This window comes from Rhizobium esperanzae (assembly GCF_002204185.1).
Taxonomy (GTDB): Bacteria; Pseudomonadota; Alphaproteobacteria; order Rhizobiales; family Rhizobiaceae; genus Rhizobium; species Rhizobium esperanzae.
On sequence record NZ_MXPU01000020.1, the window covers coordinates 60,962 to 87,868 of the forward strand.

Here is a 26,907-nt window from a genome sequence, read left to right on the forward strand (position 1 = left end):
CCCTGACTTTCCCTGTTAACGCCGCGTCCGGCCGTCGTACTGTTTGACCGTGTCCCCGCCGAAGATCAGGCGTTGCGGATTGCGGTCGAAGTTGCTGATCGTATCGTTGAGATTGCTCACGGTTCCGCGCATGTCGTTGATGAGAGTCTGCACGTCGCGCAAGCCGCCGCTCGAGAACTTCTGAAGATTATCGGCGATCGGACCGATTCGCGAGTTCAGATTATCGGCCACCTTCTTGAAGGATTCCAGCGTACCGCGCGCCTCGGCGAACAGCGATTGTGTGTTGTCGGTTCCAAGCAGCGCATCGACCTTGATGAGAATGCCGTCGACGCGTGTCGAGGCCGAATTCAGCTTGTTGGCAAGCTGCGACACGTCCTGGATCGTCTGGTCGATATCTTTCTGGCGCAACGAAACCGTGTTGGCGACGTCGCGGATCGAGGCGACGGCCGCACGCGCATCCTTTGTGGCTTGCGAGATATCGTCGACCGAACCCTTGATCTTCGCCGGGTCGATCTGGGCGACGAGCGTGTCGACGCGGTCGAGCGTTGCCTGCGCCTGCTTGCCGAAATCGTTGAAGGTGGTGGCGGTCTCGTCGAACTTCTGGATCGCGCCCTTGAGATCGCTCGAGGCATCGGCGACATTGGCGGTGATCTTCTCGGCATTGGAAACGATATTATCGACCTTCTGCGCGTCGACGGCCCTGACCAGCGATTCCACGGCCTGAAGCGTCGAATCGACACGCCCGGAAACCGCCTTCACCGTTTTGGAGAGCTCACCGACGCTCTGCAGGAAGGCGTCGATATTGTCGGAATTCTTGGCCAGCGCATCTGAGAAGGTTTCGGCATTCTTGAACGTCTGGGTCAGCGGAGCACGCGAATCTTCGATGAAACCCTGAAGTTCGCCGACCGCGTCATTGGCGCGATCAAGAATCTTGTCGGCGGTCGCCAGAAGATTGGTGACGCTCGACTGGTCGGCGACGATAACGGCGCGTTTGCCGTTTTCGATCGCATGTTTAAGGATACTCTCCTCACCCTTACGGCCACCCGACAGTTCGATATAGGCGGCTCCCGTCAGGCCCTGAATTTCCAGCGCGGCCTTGGTGGAGGGATAAATCGGTGCGTCCGTGCGCACCTGGGTGAAGGCGAGCGAATATTGGGGATCGTCGGCATCGATCGACAGCGTCTGCACCGATCCCACCTGGATACCGTTGAAGCGCACCGGCGAGCCGACGCTGAGCCCGTTGGCCGAGCCGGGAATACGCACGATCAGTTCCGTCATCGGGCCGCCGCGGCCATATTCGGCCATCCAGTAGACAAAGCCGAAGGCGGCCGCGATCACCAGCACCGTGAAAAAACCGACAATCGTATAATTGGCTTTGGTTTCCATCTATCCGATCACTTCCCGCCGCTGCCGTTATCGTGCCGCGCGCCATTGTCCTGCGGCACGATCGACCGTGCTCGCTTACCTCTAAAATAGGCCTGCACCCACGGATCGTCATAGGCCAGCATGTCGTCGATCGTGCCTTCCACCATTACCCGCTTCTTTCCGAGCACGGCAATACGGTCACAAACCGAAAACAGGCTGTCGAGATCGTGCGTCACCATATAGACGGTCAGTCCGAGACTATCGCGCAGATTGGCGATGAGTTCGTCGAACTCGGCCGCCCCGATCGGATCGAGACCTGAAGTCGGTTCATCCAGAAAGACGAGCTCGGGATCGAGCGCCAGGGCGCGGGCAAGCGCGGCACGCTTGATCATGCCGCCCGAAAGCTCGGACGGATATTTGTCGGCGGCATCGGCCGCCAGCCCCACCATGCGGATCTTCAGATGCGCCAGCTCATCCATCAGCGAGTGCGGCAGATCGAGATATTCGCGCATCGGCACCTGGATGTTTTCCTTGACGGTCAGCGAGGAAAACAATGCGCCCTGCTGGAAGAGCACGCCGAGCCGCATGTCGAGCGCGTTGCGCTGCGGCTCGTTGAGCTCGTCAAAGTCCTGGCCGAGAATCTTGATCGTGCCGGAGCGGCGCGGCAGCAGCCTCAGCACCGTGCGCATCAGCACCGATTTGCCGGTGCCCGACGCACCGACGAAGCCGAGGATCTCGCCGCGATAAATATCGAGGTTCAGTCTGTCGAGCACCACCTTGGAGCCGAAGGCGACGGTGACGTCGCGCGCCGAAAGCACGACATCCCTGCCCTGTCCTTCGTTTTCGATCGGTTGCTCGTCCACGCTGCCCGCCATGCTAGAAGTCGATCGCTGCATAGAACATCGCAAAAAGCCCATCCATCAGGATGACGACGAAAATCGCCTTCACCACCGAGGCCGTCACGTGCTGGCCGAGCGACTCCGCACTGCCGCCGACCTTCAGCCCTTCGACGGCGGCGACGATACCGATGACGAGCGCCATGAACGGCGCCTTGATCATGCCCGACAGCACGGTCGACAGCGTAATCGCCTCATGCAGCCGCGACAGGAAATTGGCGAAGGTGATGCCGGAATAGCCCCAGGCGACAACCGCCGCACCGGCGAGCGACGCGAAGTTCGCCAGCACCGTCAGAAGCGGCAAGGCAATGGTCAGCGCCACGAGCCGCGGGAAGATCAGCACGCCGATCGGGTTCAGCCCCATCACTTTCAGCGCGTCGATCTCCTCGCGCATCTTCATCGAGCCGATTTCGGCGGTGATCGCGCTGCCGGAGCGGCCGGCGATCATGATCGAGGTCAGCAGCACGCCGATTTCGCGCAATTGCAGAATGCCGACGAGATCGACGACGAACACCTCCGCCCCGAAATACCGCAGCTGGAAGGCGCCCTGCTGAGCGATGATTGCACCGATCAGAAACGACATCAGCAGGATGATCGGAACGGCGCGCACGCCCATGTGATCGATCTGGTTGACGATCGAGGCCGGCGAAACGCCGCTGCCGCGGCCGAGCTTCATCTGCGCCCCGCGCACCGCAGAGCCGAGGATATACATCGAGGCGGCGAGATTGTCCCAGATGTCATAGGTCATCTTGCCGACCGGCGCCAAGATACGCGCGGCAATCGAGACCTTTTCCTTCTGTTCAGGCTCCGGTTTGGCCGGTTCCTCGGAAAACATCTCCAGCATTTCGTCGATATGCGGATTGGTGCCGACGAAGCGCACCGTGCGTCCGGCCGCCTCCGCCTCCTTCTTTAGCCGGCACAGAAGCCAGATACCGGCGGTATCGATGTCTGATACATCGGAGAGATCGAGCGTCAGATTGCCGGTCTTCTCTCGCTGAAGCTTTTCGAAGTCGCGCAGCACAAGATGCACATAGGCGCTGCGCCAGTTGCCGCTGAGACGAACATGCTGCCCCGAACCATCTGACCGGTCGTCCACTTGCAGCGAGGCGGCGTTGCGATTCTCGGCGTTCAAGATACTTGTGTCTTTCAAGGCTTACGGCGACATTGCCGACTCGCGAAGCGGATCGTCGCCGCCGGCGCGTCAATATACAGAAGCAACGTCCAATTTCCATGCTCGCAGGATAGCAATAATGCCACGCACCCTAGATATCCAGATGAATTCCTTTCCGATTGCCGGGACCTTCACCATCTCGCGCGGCGCAAAGAAAGAGGCCGAGGTCATTACTTGCACAGTCACAGAAGAAGGCGCGCGAGGACACGGCGAATGTGTGCCCTACCGCCGCTACGGCGAGACCATGGAGAGCGTCTTCGCGCAGATCGAGGCAGCGCGCCCGCTGGTCGAATCCGGCATTTCGCGCGACGATCTCTTGTCGGCGATGCCGCCGGGTGCGGCACGCAACGCCGTTGATTGCGCTCTCTGGGATCTCGAAGCAAAACGGACTTGCCAAACGGTCGCTGCCCGCCTCGGCCTCACCGCCCTCAAACCGCTCACGACAGCCTACACCATCTCGCTCGGTGAGCCGGAAGTGATGGCCGCGCACGCACGCGAACATGCCGGTCGCGCTCTGCTCAAGGTGAAGGTCGGAACCGGCGACGATGAAAGCCGCATCCGCGCCGTCCGCGCGGCCGCACCCGACGCCGCCATCATTCTCGACGCCAATGAGGGCTGGCCGGAGGCGGTGCTGGAACGTCATCTGCAGATCGCCGCAGAGGCGGGCGTTGCCCTCGTCGAGCAACCGCTGCCGGCGGGCCGCGATGCGCTGCTTGCCGAAATCCGCCGCCCGCTGCTGGTCTGCGCCGACGAGAGCGTGCATCACACCGGCGATCTCGCAAGTCTTGCCGACCGCTATGATGCGATCAACATCAAGCTCGACAAGACAGGCGGCCTCACCGAGGCCTTGGCGATGAAGGCCGAAGCCGAGAGGCTCGGCTTTTCGATCATGATCGGCTGCATGGTCGGCACTTCGCTCGCCATGGCGCCGGCCGTGCTGCTCGCGCAGAATGCCGATTTCGTCGATCTCGACGGCCCGCTTCTGCTTGCCCGCGACCGCGAGCCCGGCCTGCGCTACGCCACTTCCCTGGTCTTTCCACCGGAAAGCGCCCTCTGGGGCTGAAGATAATAGGCAGAGATAACGAGCCCGAGGCCGGAAAGCGCGACGAGCGCCATGACGTAATAGCTGACGAGGCCGAGCCAGGCGTAAAGATAGCCCGAAGCGATGGTCATCAACCCCATCGCCATGCCGACATAAAAGAAATAGGCGCCCTGGGCCGAGGCCTCCTGTGTTTCCTGCACCGTCGCCATGATCCGCCGCTGTACGCCGGTATGCACGAAGGCATAGGTGAAGCCGTGGAAACATTGCAGCAGGAAGAAGCCGGCAAAACCGGCATTCATGGGAAACAGGATCCAGCGGCAGACGCTGACGGCGCAGCCGAAACGGATAAGCGTCCACGCAGTGAAGCGCCGATTGAGACGCTTCGACAGAAAGAACACCGTTACCTCCGAGGCAACGCCGGCGCTCCAGAGCACGCCGACTTGCGTGCCGGAAAAGCCGAGCTGATGCCAATAGATCGAGGAAAAAGCATTAAGCACCGCATGGCTCGACTGCTGGATGGCGACGCCGATCAGAAGCAGCAGTAAATGCGGCTCGCTCAGACCGCGCCCGGTGGCGGCCGGAAGATCGATCGGCTGGCCGCGCCGCCGCGTCGGTCCGATCCGCGGACAGAAGATCGCCATCACCACGGTCATCGTGAAGCCGAACACCATCACGACGAGCACCATGCCGCCGCCCCACCGACCGATCAGCTGACCGCCGAGGAGCGTCGAGATGATGAAGGCGATCGACCCCCACACCCGCATCGACCCATAGTCGAGCCCCCAGCGGCGCACACCCGAAATGACGATCGATTCGACGACCGGCAGATAGGGCGCGAAGGTGGCGCCCTGCAGCGCGAAGACGATCGTCACCGGCCAGAAGCTCGTCGTCCAATAAAGTGCGATTGCGGTCAGCAGCGACAGGCCGCCCGACCACAGCAACACGTCGGCGCGCTCCTTTAGGCGGTCGGCGATCATGGCGACGACAGGCGCCACCAGGACACGAACCACCATTGGTATGGCAAGGATGATGCCGATCTCATGATCGCTGAAACTGTGGGTTTCCAGCCAAACGGGGAAGAACGGCAGCACGACGCCGTTGACGAGCAGCGGCGCGCAATAGGACAGCGCGCTGAGCAGCCGGAAGCGCTGCGGCGCTCCCTCACCCGAGGAATGTTGAGCGGGAATCATGGGTGGACCTGAAGGAAACTGGACGTTGTCCTAACACACCACCCGGAAGGCGACTATTGCGAGAAATAGCCGTCCAGAAACGTTTTAAGAAATAAATTGGGCCTGTCACCTCGCGGTAACGGCTAAATTGCTGGAGAGCCGCCACGACTGCGACGGTGCTAAAATCAAGCCGCCTGCGGGGCGAGTTCCGCCTCTTCGGGACGCTCGACGGCGGTAAGCGCCGGTACGGCGGTGGCAAGCGCCCGCCAGGTGATCAGTTCGAAGGTGCCGTCGGCATGTTCGGCAACCGCCGTGCAGCTTTCCACCCAGTCACCCGTGTTGATGTAGCGAATGCCGTCCATGTCCTGGATGATCGCGTGGTGGATGTGACCGCAGATCACGCCGTCGGCGCCGCTCTTGCGGGCCTCTTCGGCCACGACGCGCTCGAACTCGCCGATGAAATTGACCGCATGCTTGACCTGCAGCTTCGCCCAGGCGGAGAACGACCAATAGGGCATGCCGAGGCGGCGGCGTACGGCCGCGAGCAGGATATTGATTCGAATCGCCGTATCATAGGCCCAGTCGCCGAGATAGGCGAGCAGGCGGGCGTTGCGAACGACGACGTCGAACTCGTCGCCGTGCAGGATCAGGTATTTCTTGCCGTCCGCGCCGTCATGCATCATACGCTCGACGACCTCGATGCCGCCGAAATGCATGCCCGGGAAGTCGCGCAGAAATTCGTCGTGATTACCCGGGACGTAGACGACGCGCGTGCCCTTGCGCGCCTTGCGCAACAGCTTCTGAACGACGTCGTTGCAGACCTGCGGCCAATACCAGCTGCGCTTCAGGCGCCAGCCGTCAACGATGTCGCCGACGAGCACGATCGTGTCCGCCTCGTGGTAGCGCAGGAAATCCAACAGGAAGTCCGCCTTCGCGGCCTTCGAGCCGAGATGGACATCGGAAATGAAGAGCGTGCGGAAATGTCTGGGTTCCATCATGTCTATCACGAGCTGCCGCTCATGCCCCATCTTTCATCTAGCCTTCCAAAACCAGACTCGTGTTTCAGGAAAATGACAAGTTGGGGAAAAGCCCTTCAGACCCCACCGATTCGGTCCGGATGGTAAACGCCGATCTCGTCGGTGGCGAAGCTCGCAACACCGACACCTGTCCCATCGTCATAATTTATCGCCGCGAGGCTATGGATCTTTCCCGCATACCGAGAATCAAATTAACAGCAGCTGCCGATCAAGGCGTAACCTGGGGGATTGATGATGCGCGCCCACACCGCGACAATAATGATTTCTATTGCACTGCTTGCAGGCTGCGCACCGACGCAGCAGGACTATGATGCGACAGTCACGCTGCTGCAAGGCAGCGCGAGAGCGAGAAGTGCGTTCGTCAAAGTGTGCGCAAAGGATTTCGATGCAAATGCGCGTCGCACCGCAGGGATCGTGACAAACGCCTCCGACAAGGACGCTCCGAGGGTCGCCTGCCAGCGATATCTGACGGCCGCGACCTCCGGTCGCGCCACGTATCAGGATCTGCTCGACATCAAGGCTCACCGGTTTACGCCAAAGCTCATCAAGATCTTCCAGGGCCGCTGATAGCCCGGAAGACGGCCTCTTGCTCGTCGTTTTTGAAACCGACGTGAACAAGTTCGACGGCCAAGCGGATTGGGGGGAAAGCGGCCACTGGACGCTCGCCCCTCTTTCGGCCGGCGATGTTGCCCTGCCGATCGAGCGCGTTCATGATGACGACGATTTCATATCCGAAAAAGTGGGATGGCCGATGCGTCTCTTTCTCGTTCGCCATGGCGAATCCCTCGGCAATATCAACGAGCAGGCCTACCGCCAGTTCGGCGATCATAACGTTCCGCTGACGGAATGGGGCTATCGCCAAGCGGCGGAGGCAGGCGCTGTCATCGCCTCGTACCTGAGAGGGTTGCCGAGCCAGGGATTTCAGAAGCTGCATATCTGGTATTCGCCGTTTCTGCGCACGCGCCAGAGCAAGGATGCGCTGCTCGAAGCGCTGCCGGAAAACTTCGTCGGCGACGTCAGGGAAGATTATCTCCTGCGCGAGCAGGATTTCGGCCTCTTCACCGAAATCTACGACCATGCCGAGCGGAAACAGAAATTCCCCGAGGAATTCGAAAAATGGGCGAGACTGCGCAATAATAGCGGCAAGTTCTATGCGCGGCCGCCGGACGGCGAAAGCCGGGCAGATGTGGCGCAGCGGGTCCGTCTCTTCCTCCAGACCGTCATGCGCGAGGCCGAAAGCGGCAACCACAATGTCGCAATCGTCGGCCATGGCGTCACCAACCGGGCGGTCGAAATGAATTTCCTGCACCACTCCGTCGATTGGTTCGAGCGCTCCGACAATCCTGGGAATTCCGACGTCACGCTGATCGAGGGAACGCGTCTGCAAGGCTACGACACCACACTGCTGCACCAGGCCGCCGACCGGCAGCCTGGGCAGGAGGACAGACTGCGCGATGCATATGGCGCTGATGTGACGATGACGCCGAAGCGCGGCGGATAGACCCCTCCCCACAAGGGCGAGGGACTAACGAGCGGCATCAACGGTGATAAACCCCGGCCTCTCCGCGGATGAAACGATGAGTTAAAGAAGGACGGTGCGGCATCCCAACCCCTCCTCCTTGTGGGGAGGGGTTGGGCGGGGTCTTCTACGCTCTTCACGCAGCTCGCACTGCCGCCATCGGCTTCACGTTCTGATTCATCCGGAACAGGTTGTTGGGATCGTAGCGCAGCTTGATTTCCGAAAGGCGCGCGTAATTGGCCCCGTAAGCCATTTCGACCCGGTCGGTCTCGTCCTCTGGCATGAAGTTGATGTAGGCAGTACCCACAGCATGCGGCTTGGTTGCCTCGAAAAGTTCGCGCGCCCAGCCAACGCAGTTTCCGTCCATCTCGGTTTCCCGCCAGCGTGCATGGACATTCATGACGAAATGCGAACTGCGCTGTGGAAATGCCGTGGCTTCGGTCGGCACGCGACCGGCGGCGCCGCCGACATGGCCGATGAATATTTCGCATTCCGGCCCCGGCAGCTTCCGCACCGCATCGATGAGAACCTCGATCGCCGCGTCGGAAAGGGAGGCGAAATCCTGGCTCTTCCAATAGTTACGGGCGCCTGGCGTTAGAAGCGGGTCGAATGCCTGCTGCCAGCCGATGAACGGCATTGGGCCGACGATGTCGGCGATCGGCTTTCCGATCCCGCGCAATCCAGCCGCCGCCTTTTCGCCCGCCGCCATGTCCCCGCAATAGCACATGGCGAGCACCACGATCTCCTTGCCATGCCACTCAGCCGGAAGGAACGGCAGCGGCGGCGCCTGGCGCATCACCACCCAGCAGGTCAGCTCGTCGGGTGCTGTTTCCAGCGCCTCCCGATACTCCCTGAGAACTTCTTCCGCATCGGCGAACGGATGCACCACCAGTCCGGCGAAAACTTCGGGATGGAGCGGGTTGAGCTGGAATTCGAAGGAGGTCACGACACCGAAATTGCCGCCGCCGCCGCGCAGCGCCCAAAACAAGTCCGGCCGCTCCGTCTCGCTCGCCTTCACCAGTTCGCCATCGGCCGTCACCACATCGACGGAAATCAGATTGTCGAGCGTCAGACCGAATTTCCGGGTGAGCCAGCCGAAACCGCCGCCGAGCGTCAGGCCGGCTATGCCGGTCGTGGAATTGATACCGGTTGGCAGCACCAGCCCGAAGGCCAGCGTTTCCTTGTCGACATCGCCGAGCGTGGCGCCGGGTTCGATCCTGGCGCGGCGTATCTCGGGATCGACCCGCACGGACTTCATCGGCGACAGGTCGATAACGACACCACCTTCGCAGACCGCATTGCCGGCAATGCCGTGCCCGCCGCCGCGCACCGAAACGAGCAGATTGTTGTCGCGTGCAAAGCGCACCGCGCGCACCACATCAGCCGCCCCGGCGCAGCGCGCAATCAGACCCGGCCGGCGATCGATCATCGCATTCCAGATCGCCCGCGCCTCGCCGTAATTCATGTCTTTGCTGGTCAGGAGACTGCCGCGAAAACCAGCGGCAAACGCATCCATGGCCACGTCATTGACCATCGTCTGACCCCGTTGCAGGGTCGTGAGGTTCAAATTGTCCATGATTTCCTCCATGCGACCGGCGCCCCGCACCGTCGCGGCCGGCATCTTGCGCTCGCAGGGGGCGTCAAACAAGTTTTCCAAAAGGATTAGTACCAGGGATGAGGATCCGTCAGGCCTACCCGCAGTACACAGCATTCGCTCTCGACGAAAACTTCTACCATCCCTCATTTCCATACTGTCGCCCGTATCCGATTGATGTATGGAGGGAACTCCAGAAAAAGACGTGCACGGAGGCGGCAATGGATCACCAGGATAAATCCAAGACGGACAAGAACCTGCCGGGCGGCGATCTCGACGAGCAGGCGCTCTTCTTCCATCGCTATCCTCGCCCCGGCAAGCTGGAGATCCAGGCGACCAAGCCGCTCGGCAATCAGCGCGACCTGGCGCTCGCCTATTCGCCTGGTGTTGCCGCCCCCTGCCTTGCCATCCGCGACAATCCGGAGATGGCGGCCGAATATACCTCGCGCGCCAATCTCGTCGCCGTCATTTCCAACGGCACCGCCGTGCTCGGTCTCGGCAATATCGGGCCGCTGGCTTCGAAGCCGGTCATGGAGGGCAAGGCCGTGCTCTTCAAGAAATTTGCCGGCATCGACGTTTTCGACATCGAGATAGACGCCGCGAGCGTCGAACAGATGGTCTCAACCGTTTCCTCGCTGGAGCCGACCTTCGGCGGCATCAACCTCGAAGACATCAAGGCACCGGAATGTTTCGAGGTCGAGCGGCGCCTGCGCGAGAAGATGAAAATCCCGGTTTTCCACGACGACCAGCACGGCACGGCGATCATCGTCGCCGCCGCGATCCTGAACGGGCTGGAACTTGCCGGCAAGGCGATCGACAACGTCAAGATCGTCGCCTCGGGCGCGGGAGCCGCCGCCCTTGCCTGCCTCAATCTGCTGGTGACGCTCGGCGCCAAGCGTGAAAACATCTGGGTCCACGATATTGAAGGCCTGGTTTACGAGGGCCGCACCGAACTGATGGACGAATGGAAGTCCGTCTACGCGCAGAAGAGCGACACGCGCACGCTCGCCGAAAACATCGGCGGCGCCGATGTCTTCCTCGGTCTGTCAGCCGCCGGCGTTCTGAAACCGGAGCTGCTGGCGCAGATGGCGGACAAGCCGCTGATCATGGCGCTTGCCAACCCGACGCCGGAGATCATGCCGGACCTCGCCCGCGCCGCCCGTCCGGATGCGATGATCTGCACCGGCCGCTCGGATTTCGCCAATCAGGTCAACAACGTCCTCTGCTTCCCCTATATCTTCCGCGGCGCGCTCGATTGCGGCGCCGAGACGATCAACGAGGAAATGAAAATGGCGGCCGTGCGCGCCATCGCAGCGCTTGCCCGCGAAGAACCCTCCGATGTCGCTGCCCGCGCCTATTCCGGCGAGACCCCGGTCTTCGGCCCGGATTATCTGATCCCCTCGCCCTTCGATCCGCGTCTCATCCTGCGCATCGCGCCGGCCGTTGCCAAAGCCGCCGAACAGAGCGGCGTCGCGCGCCGCCCGATCCAGGATTTTGACGCCTATTTCGATCAGCTGAACCGTTTCGTCTTCCGCTCCGGCTTCGTCATGAAGCCGATCTTTGCCGCCGCCAAGGCCGCCGAGCGCAAGCGCGTCATCTTCTCCGAAGGCGAGGACGAGCGCGTGTTACGCGCCGCCCAGGTGCTGCTGGAGGAAGGCTTGGCCAAACCCATCCTGATCGGCCGCCCGCAGGTCATCGAAACACGCCTCAAGCGCTACGGCCTGCGCATCCGCCCCCTGCAGGATTTCGAGGTTATCAATCCGGAAGACGATCCGCGCTTCCGCGAATATGTCGATCTCTATTTCTCGCTCGTCGGCCGCCGCGGCGTCATCCCGGAAGCCGCCCGTACCATCGTGCGCACCAATACGACCGTCATCGGCGCGCTGGCGCTGCGGCGCGGCGAGGCCGATGCGCTGATCTGCGGCCTCGAAGGCCGTTATGAAAAGCACCTGCGCGACGTGCGTCAGATCATCGGCAAACGCAAGGATGTCCGCGATTTCTCGGCGCTGAGCCTGATGATCTCGCAGCGTGGCGCCACCTTCTTCACCGACACCTACGTGACCTTCAACCCGACCGCAGAGGAAGTCGCCGAGGCGACTGTCATGGCGGCCGAGGAAATCCGCCGTTTCGGCATCACGCCGCGCGCTGCCCTCGTCTCGCATTCCAACTTCGGCTCGCGCGAATCCGAAAGTGCGACCAAGATGCGCAACGCCCTGCAACTCATTCGCGAAACTGCGCCCGATCTCGAAGTCGACGGCGAAATGCACGGCGAAAGCGCCATCACCGAAGCGCTACGCAAGCGCGTGATGCCGCACACCACGCTGCATGACGAGGCGAACCTCCTCGTCTTCCCGAACCTCGATGCCGCCAACATCACGCTCGGCGTTGTGAAGTCGATGACCGACGGCCTGCATGTCGGCCCGATCCTGCTTGGCGCTGCCCTGCCCGCTCACATTCTCGCTCCCTCGGTCACCTCTCGCGGCGTCGTCAACATGGCCGCACTCGCCGTCGTCGAGGCATCGCAGCCGGCGTGAGAGCTGCAGGCTGATAAAGTCGGGCGGGGCCCATTTCGTGATGCTGGAGATGTTACGAACCCCGTACCGACAGCCGTCCTCCATCCGCAAGCTCATCCGCGCGTTCGTTGCCGGCGATGCCGGAATGGCCCTTGCACCAGGCAATGGTTAGCAGGGCGTTCTGTGATAGTTGAAGATCGACCGCTTTCCAGAGTTCCGCATTGGCGATCGTCCGGCTTCGGGCGTTCCCATTCGGATCGCTTTTCTTCCAGCCGTTGTTCTTCCAAATGTGCCGCCTGTCGTTGCAGCCTTTGACGGCATAGATGGAATCCGACCAAATGGTCGCGGCTTCGCCCGTTGCTTCGCTATTGATCCACGTGACTGCCTTCAAGACGGCGGTCAATTCCATCGAATTATTAGCGGAATCACGCATACCGCCGAAGCTGGACGCGATTTCCGCAGCCTCGCGATAGGCGACAAAGGCCCAGCCGCCGTGCCCGGAATCGGGGTCATAACAACCGTCCGCGAAGACATGGAGACCGTGTTGAGCTTCCGGTATCCCGGCTGTCATTGCGGGGGAGCATAGCTCGTTGGAAATGCCTGCCATTTTCGCCTTCGCTAAGCCCGTTGGCCGAAGGAGACATTGGAATTGTACCTTCCGTTGTGTCAACTGCTGATGTCAGCGGCGCCGATAGTCCGGCAGCCGCTTCTGGTGCCACTCAGTCATCACCGGTCTTGGCCGAAAGCAGGCATTGCTCTGGGCCAAAGGCTTAAAGTTTGGGGGTGGCAACGGCGAAGCCAGTTCGCAAATCGCTTGGGAAGCTCAGCCAGGTTGATCCGGTTGCCCTCACCGTCGAATATCTGAGCCACGAGCCCAAAGTCGCCTTCGATTTTCTTGGCGAGCCGCAATCCCTGACGCGAAAGCCTTTCGAGCTCAACCTCGAGCTCGGGGACGACGATCGTTATGATCCCGTTGCCCGCGCGTTTATCATCCTTCCAGACCTGCAGGCCGGCCCCGCCCATGTTACGCCACTGAATGGGCCGTCCAGAACACTGACCTCATTTCCTTGAACACGAACGAGACTGGCCTCAGAGGAACTGCCGAGCGCATTGCTGGAGACGAATGCAGCCGCTTTCTCCAGCGCTTGTTGATAGGCATACATCTGGTCCATGACGCGCGCCATATCTTCAGGCGCTATGGACCTCCCGGCAGCTTCGTCCGCATGCAGCATCAGCATGTAGCGCATTTGCTTATCCCCAGTGAAAACCAGTCCCCAGCAGGAGCGAGCGGCGAGAATACAATCGGATGAAGAAGGGAACTGCTGTTAACGGCTGCAGTGTCCGTCTCCGGGCAACGCTGTTGCCCGCATTTTCTGGATAAAATCTCGAAAATGCGCTAGGAATTGATCCAAGCTTATTAAGAGAAACACGTTAAGAGACAAGGTACGGCGGATGGACGCCACCTTTGACCGATCGCCACTTTCTCATTCCCGGACGATGCCGTGAAACGCCGAAACCTGTCTCTTGCTCTTGTGCTTGCGCTGGCATCGCCGGCCGCCGCACAGAGCAGCGCCGTCTGCAACGACCTGCGTGGTCGCCTGGCCGACCTACCACGATCGATCGGCAACAATAACGGTCCGGAAGCGCGCCAATATGCCAGCGCAATCGCCGAGCAAAACCTTGAGCTGCGCAAGGTCCGCAACGATCTGCGCAGCTATGGCTGCACCTCGGGCAGCATGGTCGTGATCGGCGGTGAGAATGCCGATTTTTGCGCAGAGCTTTCTGACGCCGAGGCCCGGATGATCGACAATATCCGCTATCTCCAGGACCGCCGCAACGAGCTGCGCAGCCAGGCCGGCGATGACGACGCGCGCCGAGAATTGACGGCGGCACTCGAACGCAATGGCTGCAACAGCGAAAATTTCTATACCCCGACAGAGCGCAGCGCCAGCGAGCCCGCCCCAAGCGTCGAGGAACAGGCGATGCGCACCGACACATTCATCCCGCTCGGCGGCGGTGAAGAGGCCGATCCGCGTAATGGTCTGCCGAGGACCGAAATGTTTTCGCCGGTCAGCACCATCTGCGTTCGCAGCTGCGACGGCGGCTTCTTCCCGATCAGTTCGAACACCACCTCGGTCGATTTCGACCGCGATGCCCAGACCTGCGCCAAGATGTGCCCCGGCATCGAGACCGAGCTCTTCTATCGCGACGTGACCAGCACGGACGCCTCGAACATGATCTCGGCCGCAACGGGCGCGCCCTATAGCGCCATGAAGAACGCTTTCGCTTACAAGAACCGCGCGCCTGGTGAGAAAAATTCCTGCGCCTGCAATCTCACTGCCTATTACGAGGAGATGCGCGGGAAGCAGGCCCTGAGCGAACCGCCGCAGCAAGGCTCGATCACGACGGTCCGCACCAATCCGCCGGCGAAAGATACTGCAGCAGCAGCCCCGCCGCAGTCATCCGTCCCCGAACGTCCCTATGACCCCACGCAGAACAAGGTCCGTCAGGTCGGCCCGCAATTCCTCGCCGGCGACCAGGGCTCGATCGACCTTGCCAATCCGGCGACGCCGGGCCCACAACCACAACAGCAGTAATGGCTACGGGTCGTTACGTCCCCATCCGTCGTGGAAAACCAGTTCCTCGAGCGGCAGCCGCTGCCGCCAGCCTTTGACCGAGAGTTCCGGTTCGTCATAAAGCCGGTCGACAAAGCCGGCGCAGAGCCAGGCGACCACCTCGATATGCTCGGGTATGCCGAGAATTGATTTCAGGTCGCCTTCACGAAAGATGCTGACCCAGCCAATGCCGACGCCTTCGGCGCGGGCCGCAAGCCAGAGATTCTGGATGGCGCAAACGGTCGAGTAGGAATCCATCCGCGGATTGTGCGTCCGTCCCAGCACCACGCTGCCGCCGCGGGTGGGATCGCAGGTCACGCATATGCCGAGCGGCGCTTCCACGATGCCTTCGAGCTTGAGGGATCGATAAGCCTGCCGCCGCTCGCCTTCAAACATCGACGCCGCCTCTTCGTTAGCCTTGGCAAAGGCGTCGCGCACGCGCGCACGGACGGCTGCACTTTTCACCAGAATGAAATTCCATGGCTGCATGAAGCCGACCGACGGCGCATGATGGGCGGCTGTCAGGAGCCGCGCCACGAGGTCGTCGGGCAAGGGATCGGGCAGGAACTGGCTGCGCACGTCCCGCCGCGTCATGATTGCGTGATAGACGGCGTCACGTTCGGCCATGGAAAAACCGGATGCCGCCGAAAGGGCATCCGCATCAAAGGGTCGCATCGTCAAATTCCCAACAACGCAACCGCCCGCTGTCCGCGCGGGTTGGGTCTATCTTGCCAGGCCGGTCTTCTGACTTGGCGTCATCCGTCTGCCGCAGCCTTCCCGGCAATAGCCAGTGGCATGATGAAGCGGCGGGCGTCGGCCTTACAGCGTTGGGCACGTTCCGGTCTTGCACCGGATTCCCGATTCTCCCGCGTGAAAGCGGGCACCTGACGAGGTATCTATTTCAGGAAAGCGCTTCGCGGGCAAGCGGAGGCAGCCGAGCCCGATGAGGCCGTTAGGCAAACAGCGATTTTTCCGCCTGACGTGCCGGTGAACAGGCGGCGGCTGGTCACGACCACGCTCGATGCATTGGAGACTGCTGCGCGCCCAAGCCCGCTTTCAGGCCGCAGATTCTGCGTGACAACGGAAGGCCGCCACGCTAAACACGCAGCATGTCGATCACTTCTGTCTACGCCTCGCGATTTTATTCGTACCGCTGCTCCCAGCGGATGCGGGTCCGTGCGTAACTGAATTCGAGACGACGACAACCCGAACAGCCGCTAGTCTACCTGGCGGCTTTTTTGTTTCCGCACGGTATGACCAAACAGGAGCCACACCGTGCCCGATACCATTGATGATCTGCGTATCCTCGAGATCACCCCGCTGACCAAACCCGCCGATATCATCGCGGAAATTCCCCGAACCGTTGCCGTCAGCGAGACGGTGACCAGCAACCGTCATGCGATCCATCAGATCCTCGAGGGAGAAGACGACCGCCTGATCGTCGTCATCGGCCCCTGCTCCATCCACGATCCTGCTGCAGCACGCGAATATGCCGAGCGCTTGGCGGAACAGCGGCAGCGCCTCTCCAGCGATCTGGAAATCGTCATGCGCGTCTATTTCGAAAAGCCCCGCACCACGGTCGGCTGGAAGGGTCTGATGAACGACCCGCATCTCGACGGCAGCTACCGCATCGAGGAAGGGCTTCGCATTGCCAGGCGCCTGCTGCTCGACATCAACGCAATGGGCCTGCCCGCTGGCGTCGAATTCCTCGAGACGATCACGCCGCAATACATCGCCGACCTTGTCAGTTGGGGCGCGATCGGCGCGCGTACGACCGAAAGCCAGATCCATCGCCAGCTCGCCTCCGGCCTCTCCTGCCCGATCGGCTTCAAGAACGGCACGGATGGCGGCGCCCGCGTCGCGCTCGACGCGATCCTCGCCGCGTCGCAGCCGCATCACTTCCCCGCCGTCACCAAGGACGGACAGGCGGCAATCGCCTCGACAAAGGGCAACGAGGACTGCCACATCATCCTGCGCGGCGGCAAGCGGCCGAATTACGAGGCGACCGATGTCGAAGCCGTCACAGCCGAATGCCTTAAACTCGGCGTGGCCCCGCGCATCCTGATCGACGCCAGCCATGCCAACAGCGGCAAGGACCCGATGAACCAGCCGCTCGTCGTCCATTCCGTGGCCTCGCAGATCGCCGCCGGAAACCATCATATCAAGGGCATGATGCTAGAAAGCAACCTCGTCGCCGGCCGCCAGGATCTCGTTCCCGGCAAGCCGCTGGTCTACGGCCAGTCGATCACCGATGGCTGCATCGACTGGGACATGTCGGTAACAGTATTGGAAGACTTGGCGAAAGCCGCTGGCGCGCGGCGCAAGGCAGCCGTCGCAGCCTGATAGACAACATCAAGCGCGGCGGGCAGACACCCGCCGCCCAACAGGGCGGTGGGGCCAACCTGGTTATCTCACGGGTACGTCTACCGGATACGGTTTCATAACTCACGCCCGGATGATCGATCCAAGTTCCGATTTGAAAACTGGTATGAGCAACGTGAGGCTACCAACCAACCGCCCCGCCATCATGGGTGGAGCCCGAGGCCGGATCATCGGCACGCGGAATAGGAGCAGATTCAATAGAGCAGCCGTGGATCCACTGAGTCGGGCTCGTGTTCAGTCGCGACCCTGTAATAGGTACGCATATCGTCACGCTCTTTTTCGTAAGTCCACTTCAAGCCCCATCTGCATTCGTCCGTCATGCACTCACGGCTCTTCGATTCGAACATATCGAGTTGAAATGCCTCGCCATTGATTTCGCCGGTGATCGAGCCGGTTTTCCCCTTATCCTTCGATATGAGTTCAAACGCCCCTGCTCGACCATCCAGACAGTAGATCTTCCCGCGATAGGTTCGCTCGCCGGTCTCCAGCTTCCAGAAATTTGTCTTCACCTGCGACACGCTGTAGCGACCCTTGCATTGCTGCCGTTCGGCCGAGCCCATCTCAATCGTTCCCCCCATCTGCTCACTCTCGTTACTTGCGATCACCTTTCCGAGCACCGGAGTACCCGTTGCGAGGTAGCTTCCCTCGACACCACGGACAAAAAGATATGAACATCCTGCGAGCGTGAAACCCATTGCCACCACGGAGCCGGCGATCGTGAAACCACGCAGCGTCCACGCGCATCTCAAGACCGCCAGCAAGTCCATACCTCCAGGGTCATCTTCATATTTGCGTTGAAAGACATTCCGCTTCTGAAACGGTTTCCAGCAAGTGTTCGAGTAGGGCGGCCTCTCGATATCATCAGATACTCGCCACCCTGTCACAAAATCGCGGTGCGCCCGTCTCAAGAACTCACCGGAAAATACCTGACATAGGCGAATTCTTCGCCATCAGGAGACCAGCAGGGCACATTGATCGTGCCCTGCCCGCCGAAAAGCTCGAACAGCGTCTTCAGATTGCCGCCATCCATATCCATCAGCCGCAGCCGCACATCGAGATCGCGTGGGTGATCGAAAACCGAGGGGTCATAGGACAGGATCAGCACCTTGTCATTTCCCGGCGACGGATGGGCGAACCAGTTGCCCTGATTATCCGATGTTACCTGCTCTAGGCCCGTGCCGTCGGGGTGGATACGCCAGATCTGCATCAGCCCGGTGCGGCTGGAGTTGAAATAGATCCATTGCCCGTCGGCGGAATAATCCGGCCCGTCATTGCGGCCCTCGCCGTGCGTCAGCCGCGTCTCGGCGCCGCCGTCAACGGAGATCGTATAGATGTCGAAGAGATCGTCGCGGATGCCGCAATAGGCGAGCTGACGCCCGTCCGGCGACCAACCATGCCAGTAGGAGGGGTGGTTTTCAGTGACGAGCCGCGGTGTGCCGCCTTCGATCGGCAGGATATAGATGGCCGACTTGCCGAATTCGGTCTTGTCCGAGATGAGGATTTTCGTGCCATCAGGTGAAATGCCGTGATCGTTATTGCAATTGACGGCAAAGCCAGTGTCGACCCTGATCACCTCGCCGCCATCGAGCGGCAGCCGGAAGAGCAGCCCGTCGCCGTTGAGCAGCAGGTAGGAACCATCAGGCGAGAAGTTCGGCGCTTCCACCAGCCTTTCCGTTTGCCAGACCTCGCGAGCCCTGCCCGTCCCGACATTGTAGATCTCGACCGAGCTGCGCATATTGCCTCCCTGACATGTCGATTGGGTCAGCGATCCCGGAATCGATTGGTGATCGGATAGCGCCGGTCGCGGCCGAAATTCTTCTTGGTAATCTTCACGCCCGGCGCCGATTGCCGGCGCTTATATTCGGCGAGATAGAGCAGATGCTCGACCCGGTGAACGGTCGCCACGTCGTGGCCGCGCGCGACGATCTCCTCGACCGCCATTTCCTTCTCCACCAGGCACTCGAGAATATCGTCGAGAACGGGATAAGGCGGCAGCGAATCCTGGTCCTTCTGATCGGGGCGCAGCTCGGCCGACGGAGCCTTGTCGATGATATTGTGCGGGATCACCTCACCCGAGGGGCCTAGCGCACCCGGGGGCACATTCTCGTTGCGCCAGCGCGCCAGCGCATAGACCTGCATCTTGTAGAGGTCCTTGATCGGATTGAAGCCGCCGTTCATGTCGCCATACAACGTGGCGTAGCCGACCGACATTTCCGATTTGTTGCCCGTCGTCACCACCATCGCGCCGAATTTGTTGGAGATCGCCATCAGGATGACGCCGCGCGTGCGGCTCTGCAAGTTCTCCTCGGTGATTCCGCTCTCTGTACCCTCGAAGAGGTTGGACAGCGCGCTGCTGAAGCCGGTTACCGGCTGTTCGATCGGCACGATGTCATAGCGGCAGCCGAGCGCCCTGGCGCAGTCGGCTGCATCCTTCAGTGAATCTTCCGAGGTGTAACGATAGGGCAGCATCACCGTTCGCACCCGCTCCTCTCCGAGAGCATCGACCGCGATCGCTGTGCAGATCGCTGAGTCGATGCCGCCGGAAAGGCCGAGAACGACAGTTTTGAAACCGTTTTTATTGACGTAATCGCGGAAGCCGAGCAGGCAGGCGCGATAATCGGCCTCCTCACCCTCGGGGATACGCGCCATCGGCCCTTCGGCGCAGTGCCAGCCGGCTTCCCCACGTTTCCATGTCGTCACTGCAAGTGCCGTCTCGAACTGGCTCATCTGAAAGGCGAGCGATTTGTCGGCGTTGAAGGCGAAGCTCGCCCCGTCGAACACGAGCTCGTCCTGCCCTCCGAGCTGGGCGGCATAGATCAGCGGCAGGCCGGTCTCGATCACCTGCTTCAGTACCACCTGGTGACGGATATCGACCTTGCCGCGATAATAGGGAGACCCGTTCGGCGACAGCAGGATCTCCGCCCCGCTTTCGGCCAGCGTCTCGCAAACGCCGAGATCACCCCAGATATCTTCGCAGATCGGAATGCCGAGCCGCACGCCGCGGAAATTCACCGGCCCCGGCATGGCCCCCTGCACGAAGACCCGCTTCTCGTCGAACTCACCGTAATTCGGCAGATCGACCTTGTCGCGCACCGCGATAACCTTGCCGCCGTCGAGCACGGCGACGGAATTATAGCGCCCCCTCTCGTCCTGCCTGGGGAATCCGATGACGACCCCCGGCCCACCATCGGCGGTATCGGCCGCAAGGCTTTCCACCGCCTTCCAGCAGGCACGGATGAAGGCCGGCTTCAGCACCAGGTCTTCCGGCGGATAGCCGGAGATGAAAAGCTCGGTCAATACGAGCAGATGCGCGCCCTCTCGGCCTGCATCAGCGCGTGCTTCACGTGCCTTGGCAAGATTGCCGGCGACATCGCCGACCGTGGGATTGAGCTGGCCGATAGCGATGCGGAAGATATCGGAGAGAGCGTTTTCCTGTGTCATGTCATTTGTTTAGCCTGCGGCTCCCGTTACCGCAACACGTTCGCGACCAAAGCGTTGCACCGAGCTCACGATTTTTTTGGTGAACAGGCGCGCTGGAGGCTTACGGCAGCGATGCATTGCAATTTACCGGCGGAGCGGAATACTGACGCACGAAAGCGACAGCATCGTTAACGGTCATCGGAAACAGGCCATGAATAATTTTTCGAATTTCGTGCACCATCATTTCGACAAACCTGCCGACGAACTCGGCGACACGGAAAAGCGCGTGCTGGCGAAAGCCCACGAGCGCAAGATCATCTCGACCGATGTCAACGCCGCCTTTTCTGCCGAGGCCTCTTTTGGAGAACGTATCGCCGACAGCATCGCCCGTGTTGGCGGCTCATGGTCCTTCATTCTCGGCTTCCTGGCCTTCCTCGTCGTCTGGACGATAATCAACACCATCGTTTTGGCGAGTGGCGCTTTCGATCCCTATCCCTTCGTCTTCCTGAACCTAATCTTGTCGATGCTCGCCGCCATCCAGGCGCCGATCATCATGATGTCGCAGAACCGCCAGGCCGAGCGCGACCGCTTCGAGGCGGCCAAAGATTACGAAGTCAATCTCAAGGCCGAACTCGAAGTGCTCTCCCTGCACCAGAAGATCGACATGCGCGTCCTGACCGAACTGACGGCGCTGCGCGAAGACGTCGCTCGTCTCAGCGCAGCGCTTGCGGCCAAGACCTGAGGCGGGGCACCCCCAAATCAACGGGGCGGATACCTGTCATATTGCGGCAGGCCATCTGTTATCTCGTAGAAATCACCTTTGTCGGTGCAATAAATGTGATGGCTGAAGGCAAGGCCGCTCGGTTCGTCGAAGGCGCCTGCCAGGACCGAAACCTCCACCGCTTCATCCCCCTGCCAAAACAGAGCGGAGCCGCAATTGGCGCAGAAGCCGCGTTGCGCCTCAGCGCTCGACCGATACCAGCGGACGGCGCCGGGATTTTCCACCGAAAGCGCCACGCGCGGCACGTTGACAGCGGCATAATAGAGTCCCGTCTGCCGGCGGCATTGGGAACAGTGGCAACCGATGACAGGTCCTGGCTTTGCCCGAATTGAAAATCGCACGGCGCCGCAAAGACAACCGCCTGTATGGTGTTCGCTCATCATCGCTCTCCCCTCGCTCCTGGACAAACTTGCGGCCACGAGACCTCGTCGTCAAATCCATTCCCCTGAACGAATGATCAGAAATCTTGAAGCGTTCACGGGTGGCGGCGGCCCTCGGATGTTGCCCGTTGACAACACCCGCCGACCTCCTCTCATCACCGCGTTGAACCAGACGTTATTCTCGGTGATACTGATGGCTCAATTTATTCAACCGCCGGGAGACTGACATGAGAGCGACCCTGTCCAGACAGAAAGGAAACATCGCCCACAAGGACATTCTGCTTCATGCACACGCCATTCTCTCGCGCGAGGAAAAGCTCGCGACGCTATAACCTCTTTCTGAACTTCTTCCGCGACTATTCGACTGAACCCGAGCAGCGCTGGTTGCGCATGCGCAAGTTCATCTCCTATTACCGCCCGCATCTGCCTTTGCTGCTGGCGGATCTGCTTTGCGCCATACTCGTGGCCGGCACCGCCGTGGCATTGCCCCTCTGCGCCAACATCGTCACGAGCCGGCTTCTGGCTCTGCCCGATGCCCCCGAGGCCTTCGCGCAGATTCTTGCCATGGGCGGTGTGATGCTGGCCGTTCTCGCTGTCCAGATAGCGGCGATTTTCTTCGTCGATTATCGCGGCCATGTCATGGGCGCCCGCATCGAAGCGACGGTGCGGCAGGAACTCTTCGAGCATTGCCAGAAGCTGTCCTTCAGCTTCTACGATCGCCAGCGCACCGGGCAGCTGATGAGCCGCATCACCAATGACTCCCTCTGGCTGGGCGAGCTCTTTCACCACGGCCCCGAGGATCTCTCCATTGCCGTTCTGAAATATGGCGGCGCCATGCTGGTCTTGTTCTTGATCGACCCGCTGCTGGCGACCCTCATCCTGCTGCTCACTCCGGTGGCGGTGGCCTACGCACTCTATTTCAACCGGCGCATGAACCGCGCACTCGAAGACAGCAAGCGGCAGATCGCCGCCGTCAATGAGCGCGTCGAGGATGCGCTCGCGGGCATCCGTGTCGTCCAGTCCTTCGCCAACGAGGCGCTGGAAAGGCAGCGCTTCGTGGCGCAGAACCAGCGTTTCCTGCAAAGCCGCGCCGAGGGCTACCGCAGCGAGGCCTGGTTTTCCGTCGGCACCGAAACCTTCGCCCAGCTCGTCACCATATTGGTGATCATCGCAGGAGGCCTGCGCATCCTGACGGCGGACCTGACCGTCCCGGATATGCTGACCTTCCTGCTCTGCGTCGGGGTGCTGGTCGATCCGGTGCAGCGGCTCGCGAATTTCGTGCGCCTCTGGCAGGAGGGTTACACCGGCTTCATCAGGGCCATGGAAATTCTCGAGATCGATCCCGATATCACCGATCGGCCGAATGCGCGTCCGATGCCGGCGCCGAGAGGCGAGATCAGTTTTTCCGACGTCGCCTTCGGCTACGAAGCCGATGGTCCGAGGGTGCTGGAGCGGCTTTCTCTCACCATCGCCCCCGGAGAGTTTGTCGCCCTGGTCGGCCCTTCGGGAGTGGGCAAGAGCACGCTTTGCGCGCTGATACCACGCTTCTACGATGTCGAAGCTGGCGCAATCCGCATCGACGGAAGCGATATCCGCGACGTCACGCTGGCGTCACTGCGGCGCCATGTCGGGGTGGTGCAGCAGGATGTCTATCTCTTTGCCGGCACTGTTGCTGAAAACCTGCGCTACGGCAGGCCGGATGCGACCGATGCCGAGCTCGAAGCGGCCGCCCGCGCCGCCAATGCGCATGATTTCATCATGGCCCTGCCCAATGGCTATGACACCGACATCGGCCAGCGCGGCGTCAAGCTCTCCGGCGGCCAGCGCCAGCGCATCACCATCGCCCGTGCCTTCCTGAAAGATCCGGAAATCCTGATCTTCGACGAGGCGACCAGCGCGCTCGACAACGAGAGCGAACGGGCGGTGCAGCAGGCGCTCCTGAGCTTGGCGAACGGCCGCACCACCCTGGTCATCGCCCACCGCCTCTCGACGGTCCGCCATGCCGACCGCATCCTGGTCCTGACGGGCGATGGCATCGTTGAAGAGGGAACGCATGACGCGCTCATGGCGCAAGGCGGCGTCTATGCCAACCTGCACAGCGTTCAGACGAGTATCTGAAAAGCAATAAAAAACCCGGCGTCACGCCGGGTTTTTGTCATCCGTTTCGGCCTGTCCTCAGCCGTTGGCGACCATGCGCTTCTCGTCGCGGCCGCCCTTCATGCGCTCGGCGAGCAGGAAGGCGAGCTCGAGCGCCTGATCAGAGTTGAGGCGCGGATCGCAGTGCGTGTGATAGCGGTCCTGCAGGTCGTCGGCGGTGACTGCGCGAGCGCCGCCGGTGCATTCCGTTACGTCCTTGCCGGTCATTTCGATATGGATGCCGCCGGGATGCGTGCCTTCGGCGCGGTGGATCTGGAAGAAGCTTTCGACTTCCGACAGGATCCGTTCGAAGGGACGGGTCTTGTAGTTGTTGAGCGTGATCGTATTGCCGTGCATCGGATCGCAGGACCAGACGACCTTGCGGCCTTCACGCTCGACAGCGCGGATGAGGCGCGGCAGGTTCTCGGCGACTTTTTCATGACCGAAGCGGCAGATCAGCGTCAGGCGGCCGGCTTCGTTGCCCGGATTCAGGATGTCGATCAGTTGCAGCAGATCGTCGGCCTGCAGCGACGGGCCGCATTTCAAGCCGATCGGGTTCTTGATGCCGCGGCAATATTCGACATGCGCATGGTCGGCCTGGCGCGTACGGTCGCCGATCCAGATCATGTGGCCTGACGTAGCATACCAGTCGCCGGAGGTGGAATCGATGCGGGTCAGTGCCTCCTCGTAGCCGAGCAGCAACGCCTCATGGCTGGTGAAGAAATCGGTCTCGCGGAGCGCCGGCTGGTTTTCCGAGGTGATGCCGATCGCCTTCATGAAATCCATGGTTTCGCTGATGCGGTCGGCAAGCTTGCGGTAACGCTCGCCCTGCGGGCTGTCCTTGACGAAGCCGAGCATCCACTGATGCACGTTTTCGAGATTGGCGTAGCCGCCCATCGCGAAGGCACGCAGAAGGTTCAGCGTCGCGGCCGACTGGCGATAGGCCATGGCCTGCCGTTCCGGGTTCGGAATGCGCGACTCCTCGGTGAATTCGATGCCGTTGATGATGTCACCGCGATAGGCGGGCAGTGTCACGTCGCCCTGCTTCTCGACATTCGACGAGCGCGGCTTGGCAAACTGGCCGGCGATGCGGCCGACCTTGACGACCGGCAGCTGCGCGCCGAACGTCAGCACGACAGCCATCTGCAGGAAGGCGCGGAAGAAGTCGCGGATATTGTCGGCGCCGTGTTCGGCGAAGCTCTCGGCGCAGTCGCCGCCCTGCAGCAGGAAACCGTTGCCTTCGGCGACGTTGGCGAGATGCTTCTTCAGGCGGCGCGCTTCGCCTGCGAAGACGAGCGGCGGATAGCTGGCGAGCTGGGCCTCCGTCGCCGCCAAAGCAGCTGCGTCGGGGTATTCGGGAACCTGCAGGATCGGTTTCTGCCGCCAGCTGCTCGGGGTCCAGTTCTCTGCCATTTCACTAACCTCACTCACATCCATTCCTCGGATGCCCTGTCTTAATATCCGGCGGCTTATAGACCTTTAGATCAAGCTTGCAAAGGCCAATCACCGGAAGCTTTAAACCAGCATATACCATGTCGATTTCCCCATATTTCAGACTTTGCATGTAGAAGCTGAAGGAGTTTCAACATCGGGGACATGTCATGGCGATCCTTTCGCCCGGCTTCATATTAGACCGCTCGGGTAATTTCGGCATCATGACGGCATTGCTGATGGTGCCGCTCGTGGGTGCGGCCGGCATGGCGGTGGATGTGGCCCACGCACTGAGCCTGAGAACGCAGCTCTACGCCGCCGCCGATGCTGCGGCCGTCGGTTCGATCGCCGAAAAATCGGCCGCGGTCGCCGCCGCAATGACAATGAGCGGCAACGGCACGGTCTCGCTTGGCAAAACCGACGCTCGTAACATCTTCATGTCCCAGACGTCGGGTGAGCTGACCGACATTCATATCGATCTCGGCATCGACGTCACCAAGACCGCCAATAAGCTGAACTCGCAGGTTTCCTTCACCGCGACCGTGCCGACGACCTTCATGCGCATTTTTGGCCGGGATTCGATCACCATCTCCGGCACGGCGACAGCTGAATACCAGACTGCCGCCTTCATGGATTTCTACATCCTGCTCGACAACACGCCTTCCATGGGCGTCGGCGCGACCGCAACCGACGTTTCGAAGCTGCAAGCCAAGACCGGCTGCGCTTTCGCCTGTCACCAGATGGACCAGAGCACCAACAACTACACCATAGCCAAGAGCCTCGGCGTCACTATGCGTATCGACGTGGTTCGCCAGGCAACCCAGGCGCTGACCGATACGGCCAAGGCCGAGCGCGTCAGCAGCGATCAGTTTCGGATGGGTGTCTACACTTTCGGCACCAAGGCCGAGGACGCGAAGCTGACGACGATTTCCGGCCTCACCTCCGACCTGACAAAGGTCAAGAATTATACCGACGCGGTCGACCTGATGACAATTCCTTACCAGAATTACAACAGTGACCAGCTCACGAGCTTCGACAGCGCGATGACGCAGATCAACACGATCATAGACCCTGCGGGCGACGGAACCTCGAATATCAGCCCTGAAAAAATCCTGTTTTTCGTCGCCGACGGCGTCGGCGACAGCTACAAGCCCTCGACATGTACTAAAAAGACGACCGGCGGTCGCTGCCAGGAGCCGATCGACACGAGTTTCTGCAAGCCGCTGAAGGACCGCGGCGTCAAGATCGCCGTGCTCTATACCACTTACCTGCCGCTGCCCAGCAACAATTGGTACAATACCTGGATCAAGCCCTTCCAGAGCGAGATACCGACCAAAATGCAGGCCTGCGCCTCACCCGGCCTTTATTTCGAAGTCACGCCGACCGACGGCATTGCCGACGCTATGAAAGCACTTTTCCTCAAAGTCATCCGCGCGCCGCGCATCACCAGTTAACA

General features: G+C 61.0%; 23 protein-coding genes and 1 riboswitch. Of the genes, 9 read left to right on the forward strand and 14 right to left on the reverse strand.

Annotated features, from left to right (window positions below; all coding sequences use genetic code 11):
* Positions 1-15 precede the first annotated feature (15 nt).
* Genes B5E41_RS25090 through B5E41_RS25100 form a run of 3 tightly spaced genes read right to left on the reverse strand, consistent with a single transcriptional unit; the run spans position 16 to position 3,411 of the window.
* A complete protein-coding gene (locus B5E41_RS25090) occupies positions 16-1,386 on the reverse strand; it encodes an MlaD family protein (RefSeq protein ID WP_088396508.1) in 1,371 nt (456 codons plus the stop codon).
* 8 nt (positions 1,387-1,394) lie between these two features.
* Entirely contained in the window at positions 1,395-2,240 is an 846-nt protein-coding gene (locus B5E41_RS25095; RefSeq protein ID WP_088396509.1) for an ABC transporter ATP-binding protein, read from the reverse strand.
* Between the two features lies 1 nt (position 2,241).
* Positions 2,242-3,411, reverse strand: coding sequence for an MlaE family lipid ABC transporter permease subunit (locus B5E41_RS25100; protein ID WP_176439484.1), 1,170 nt, complete (start codon positions 3,409-3,411; stop codon positions 2,242-2,244).
* A gap of 100 nt (positions 3,412-3,511) precedes the next feature.
* Between B5E41_RS25100 and dgcA the strand changes: the two genes are divergently transcribed.
* On the forward strand, positions 3,512-4,495 hold the full coding sequence (gene dgcA, locus B5E41_RS25105) for an N-acetyl-D-Glu racemase DgcA (protein WP_088396511.1): 984 nt from the start codon (positions 3,512-3,514) through the stop codon (positions 4,493-4,495).
* Here the strand turns inward: dgcA and B5E41_RS25110 are convergent.
* Positions 4,447-5,664 carry an MFS transporter gene (locus B5E41_RS25110; protein WP_088396512.1) on the reverse strand — a complete coding sequence of 406 codons (1,218 nt, stop codon included), beginning with the start codon at positions 5,662-5,664 and terminating at the stop codon, positions 4,447-4,449. The two genes, dgcA and B5E41_RS25110, sit on opposite strands and share 49 nt — an antisense overlap.
* Positions 5,665-5,828: 164 nt before the next feature.
* Positions 5,829-6,671: a UDP-2,3-diacylglucosamine diphosphatase gene (locus tag B5E41_RS25115; protein WP_064802994.1), complete on the reverse strand. Its 843-nt coding sequence runs from the start codon at positions 6,669-6,671 to the stop codon at positions 5,829-5,831.
* 243 nt (positions 6,672-6,914) lie between these two features.
* On the opposite strand from B5E41_RS25115, the gene B5E41_RS25120 reads away from it, so the two are divergent.
* Both B5E41_RS25120 and B5E41_RS25125 read left to right on the forward strand, forming a co-directional pair.
* Positions 6,915-7,247, forward strand: coding sequence for a hypothetical protein (locus B5E41_RS25120; protein ID WP_088396546.1), 333 nt, complete (start codon positions 6,915-6,917; stop codon positions 7,245-7,247).
* 184 nt (positions 7,248-7,431) lie between these two features.
* Positions 7,432-8,181 (forward strand): histidine phosphatase family protein, encoded by a 750-nt coding sequence (locus tag B5E41_RS25125; protein WP_088396547.1) that lies wholly within the window; start codon positions 7,432-7,434, stop codon positions 8,179-8,181.
* A gap of 154 nt (positions 8,182-8,335) precedes the next feature.
* Here B5E41_RS25125 and B5E41_RS25130 read toward each other — a convergent pair whose 3' ends face one another.
* Positions 8,336-9,775 (reverse strand): FAD-binding oxidoreductase, encoded by a 1,440-nt coding sequence (locus B5E41_RS25130; protein ID WP_088396548.1) that lies wholly within the window; start codon positions 9,773-9,775, stop codon positions 8,336-8,338.
* 239 nt (positions 9,776-10,014) lie between these two features.
* Here B5E41_RS25130 and B5E41_RS25135 point away from each other — a divergent pair, with 239 nt between their 5' ends.
* Positions 10,015-12,327 (forward strand): NADP-dependent malic enzyme, encoded by a 2,313-nt coding sequence (locus B5E41_RS25135; protein WP_088396513.1) that lies wholly within the window; start codon positions 10,015-10,017, stop codon positions 12,325-12,327.
* Positions 12,328-12,379: 52 nt separating this feature from the next.
* Here B5E41_RS25135 and B5E41_RS25140 read toward each other — a convergent pair whose 3' ends face one another.
* Together B5E41_RS25140 and B5E41_RS25145 are read right to left on the reverse strand one after the other, a co-directional pair.
* Positions 12,380-12,913: a ribonuclease H family protein gene (locus B5E41_RS25140; protein WP_088396514.1), complete on the reverse strand. Its 534-nt coding sequence runs from the start codon at positions 12,911-12,913 to the stop codon at positions 12,380-12,382.
* Between the two features lie 355 nt (positions 12,914-13,268).
* Positions 13,269-13,553, reverse strand: a complete 285-nt coding sequence (locus B5E41_RS25145; RefSeq protein ID WP_088396515.1) for a YciI family protein — start codon at positions 13,551-13,553, stop codon at positions 13,269-13,271.
* A gap of 255 nt (positions 13,554-13,808) precedes the next feature.
* Here B5E41_RS25145 and B5E41_RS25150 point away from each other — a divergent pair, with 255 nt between their 5' ends.
* Positions 13,809-14,903 (forward strand): DUF2865 domain-containing protein, encoded by a 1,095-nt coding sequence (locus B5E41_RS25150; protein ID WP_088396516.1) that lies wholly within the window; start codon positions 13,809-13,811, stop codon positions 14,901-14,903.
* Between the two features lie 3 nt (positions 14,904-14,906).
* Here B5E41_RS25150 and bluB read toward each other — a convergent pair whose 3' ends face one another.
* A complete protein-coding gene (bluB, locus tag B5E41_RS25155) occupies positions 14,907-15,596 on the reverse strand; it encodes a 5,6-dimethylbenzimidazole synthase (RefSeq protein WP_088396517.1) in 690 nt (229 codons plus the stop codon).
* 42 nt (positions 15,597-15,638) lie between these two features.
* A riboswitch (cobalamin riboswitch) is annotated at positions 15,639-15,824 on the reverse strand.
* Between the two features lie 372 nt (positions 15,825-16,196).
* Between bluB and B5E41_RS25160 the strand changes: the two genes are divergently transcribed.
* Positions 16,197-17,264, forward strand: a complete 1,068-nt coding sequence (locus B5E41_RS25160) for a 3-deoxy-7-phosphoheptulonate synthase (RefSeq protein ID WP_088396518.1) — start codon at positions 16,197-16,199, stop codon at positions 17,262-17,264.
* A 233-nt stretch (positions 17,265-17,497) separates the two neighbouring features.
* Here the strand turns inward: B5E41_RS25160 and B5E41_RS25165 are convergent, their stop codons facing one another.
* From B5E41_RS25165 to B5E41_RS25175, 3 genes are all read right to left on the reverse strand, one after another.
* Positions 17,498-18,064 carry a hypothetical protein gene (locus B5E41_RS25165; protein WP_088396549.1) on the reverse strand — a complete coding sequence of 189 codons (567 nt, stop codon included), beginning with the start codon at positions 18,062-18,064 and terminating at the stop codon, positions 17,498-17,500.
* A gap of 143 nt (positions 18,065-18,207) precedes the next feature.
* Positions 18,208-19,038 (reverse strand): TolB family protein, encoded by an 831-nt coding sequence (locus B5E41_RS25170; protein WP_088396519.1) that lies wholly within the window; start codon positions 19,036-19,038, stop codon positions 18,208-18,210.
* Positions 19,039-19,064: 26 nt separating this feature from the next.
* Positions 19,065-20,744, reverse strand: a complete 1,680-nt coding sequence (locus tag B5E41_RS25175) for an NAD+ synthase (RefSeq protein ID WP_088396520.1) — start codon at positions 20,742-20,744, stop codon at positions 19,065-19,067.
* Between the two features lie 190 nt (positions 20,745-20,934).
* Between B5E41_RS25175 and B5E41_RS25180 the strand changes: the two genes are divergently transcribed.
* Positions 20,935-21,465, forward strand: coding sequence for a DUF1003 domain-containing protein (locus tag B5E41_RS25180; RefSeq protein ID WP_064810513.1), 531 nt, complete (start codon positions 20,935-20,937; stop codon positions 21,463-21,465).
* Between the two features lie 17 nt (positions 21,466-21,482).
* On the opposite strand, the gene B5E41_RS25185 is transcribed toward B5E41_RS25180, so the two are convergent.
* Positions 21,483-21,884 carry a GFA family protein gene (locus B5E41_RS25185; protein WP_088396521.1) on the reverse strand — a complete coding sequence of 134 codons (402 nt, stop codon included), beginning with the start codon at positions 21,882-21,884 and terminating at the stop codon, positions 21,483-21,485.
* Between the two features lie 285 nt (positions 21,885-22,169).
* Between B5E41_RS25185 and B5E41_RS25190 the strand changes: the two genes are divergently transcribed.
* Positions 22,170-24,002, forward strand: a complete 1,833-nt coding sequence (locus B5E41_RS25190; protein WP_088396522.1) for an ABC transporter ATP-binding protein — start codon at positions 22,170-22,172, stop codon at positions 24,000-24,002.
* Positions 24,003-24,059: 57 nt separating this feature from the next.
* Here the strand turns inward: B5E41_RS25190 and B5E41_RS25195 are convergent, their stop codons facing one another.
* Positions 24,060-25,433 carry a class II 3-deoxy-7-phosphoheptulonate synthase gene (locus tag B5E41_RS25195; protein WP_088396523.1) on the reverse strand — a complete coding sequence of 458 codons (1,374 nt, stop codon included), beginning with the start codon at positions 25,431-25,433 and terminating at the stop codon, positions 24,060-24,062.
* A 188-nt stretch (positions 25,434-25,621) separates the two neighbouring features.
* On the opposite strand from B5E41_RS25195, the gene B5E41_RS25200 reads away from it, so the two are divergent.
* Positions 25,622-26,905, forward strand: coding sequence for a Tad domain-containing protein (locus tag B5E41_RS25200; protein ID WP_088396524.1), 1,284 nt, complete (start codon positions 25,622-25,624; stop codon positions 26,903-26,905).
* The last annotated feature ends 2 nt before the right edge of the window (positions 26,906-26,907 follow it).

What these genes read in the sequence shown, in the direction of transcription:
- B5E41_RS25110 (WP_088396512.1), bottom strand. Translation starts at nt 5,664, where the DNA reads ATGATTCCCGCTCAACATTCCTCGGGTGAGGGAGCGCCGCAGCGCTTC.
- B5E41_RS25190 (WP_088396522.1), top strand. Translation starts at nt 22,170, where the DNA reads ATGCACACGCCATTCTCTCGCGCGAGGAAAAGCTCGCGACGCTATAAC.
- B5E41_RS25120 (WP_088396546.1), top strand. Translation starts at nt 6,915, where the DNA reads ATGCGCGCCCACACCGCGACAATAATGATTTCTATTGCACTGCTTGCA.
- B5E41_RS25135 (WP_088396513.1), top strand. Translation starts at nt 10,015, where the DNA reads ATGGATCACCAGGATAAATCCAAGACGGACAAGAACCTGCCGGGCGGC.
- B5E41_RS25185 (WP_088396521.1), bottom strand. Translation starts at nt 21,884, where the DNA reads ATGAGCGAACACCATACAGGCGGTTGTCTTTGCGGCGCCGTGCGATTT.
- B5E41_RS25145 (WP_088396515.1), bottom strand. Translation starts at nt 13,553, where the DNA reads ATGCGCTACATGCTGATGCTGCATGCGGACGAAGCTGCCGGGAGGTCC.
- B5E41_RS25195 (WP_088396523.1), bottom strand. Translation starts at nt 25,433, where the DNA reads ATGGCAGAGAACTGGACCCCGAGCAGCTGGCGGCAGAAACCGATCCTG.
- B5E41_RS25115 (WP_064802994.1), bottom strand. Translation starts at nt 6,671, where the DNA reads ATGGGGCATGAGCGGCAGCTCGTGATAGACATGATGGAACCCAGACAT.
- bluB (WP_088396517.1), bottom strand. Translation starts at nt 15,596, where the DNA reads ATGCGACCCTTTGATGCGGATGCCCTTTCGGCGGCATCCGGTTTTTCC.
- B5E41_RS25180 (WP_064810513.1), top strand. Translation starts at nt 20,935, where the DNA reads ATGAATAATTTTTCGAATTTCGTGCACCATCATTTCGACAAACCTGCC.
- B5E41_RS25175 (WP_088396520.1), bottom strand. Translation starts at nt 20,744, where the DNA reads ATGACACAGGAAAACGCTCTCTCCGATATCTTCCGCATCGCTATCGGC.
- B5E41_RS25095 (WP_088396509.1), bottom strand. Translation starts at nt 2,240, where the DNA reads ATGGCGGGCAGCGTGGACGAGCAACCGATCGAAAACGAAGGACAGGGC.
- B5E41_RS25200 (WP_088396524.1), top strand. Translation starts at nt 25,622, where the DNA reads ATGGCGATCCTTTCGCCCGGCTTCATATTAGACCGCTCGGGTAATTTC.
- B5E41_RS25140 (WP_088396514.1), bottom strand. Translation starts at nt 12,913, where the DNA reads ATGGCAGGCATTTCCAACGAGCTATGCTCCCCCGCAATGACAGCCGGG.
- B5E41_RS25170 (WP_088396519.1), bottom strand. Translation starts at nt 19,038, where the DNA reads ATGCGCAGCTCGGTCGAGATCTACAATGTCGGGACGGGCAGGGCTCGC.
- B5E41_RS25125 (WP_088396547.1), top strand. Translation starts at nt 7,432, where the DNA reads ATGCGTCTCTTTCTCGTTCGCCATGGCGAATCCCTCGGCAATATCAAC.
- B5E41_RS25090 (WP_088396508.1), bottom strand. Translation starts at nt 1,386, where the DNA reads ATGGAAACCAAAGCCAATTATACGATTGTCGGTTTTTTCACGGTGCTG.
- B5E41_RS25130 (WP_088396548.1), bottom strand. Translation starts at nt 9,775, where the DNA reads ATGGACAATTTGAACCTCACGACCCTGCAACGGGGTCAGACGATGGTC.
- dgcA (WP_088396511.1), top strand. Translation starts at nt 3,512, where the DNA reads ATGCCACGCACCCTAGATATCCAGATGAATTCCTTTCCGATTGCCGGG.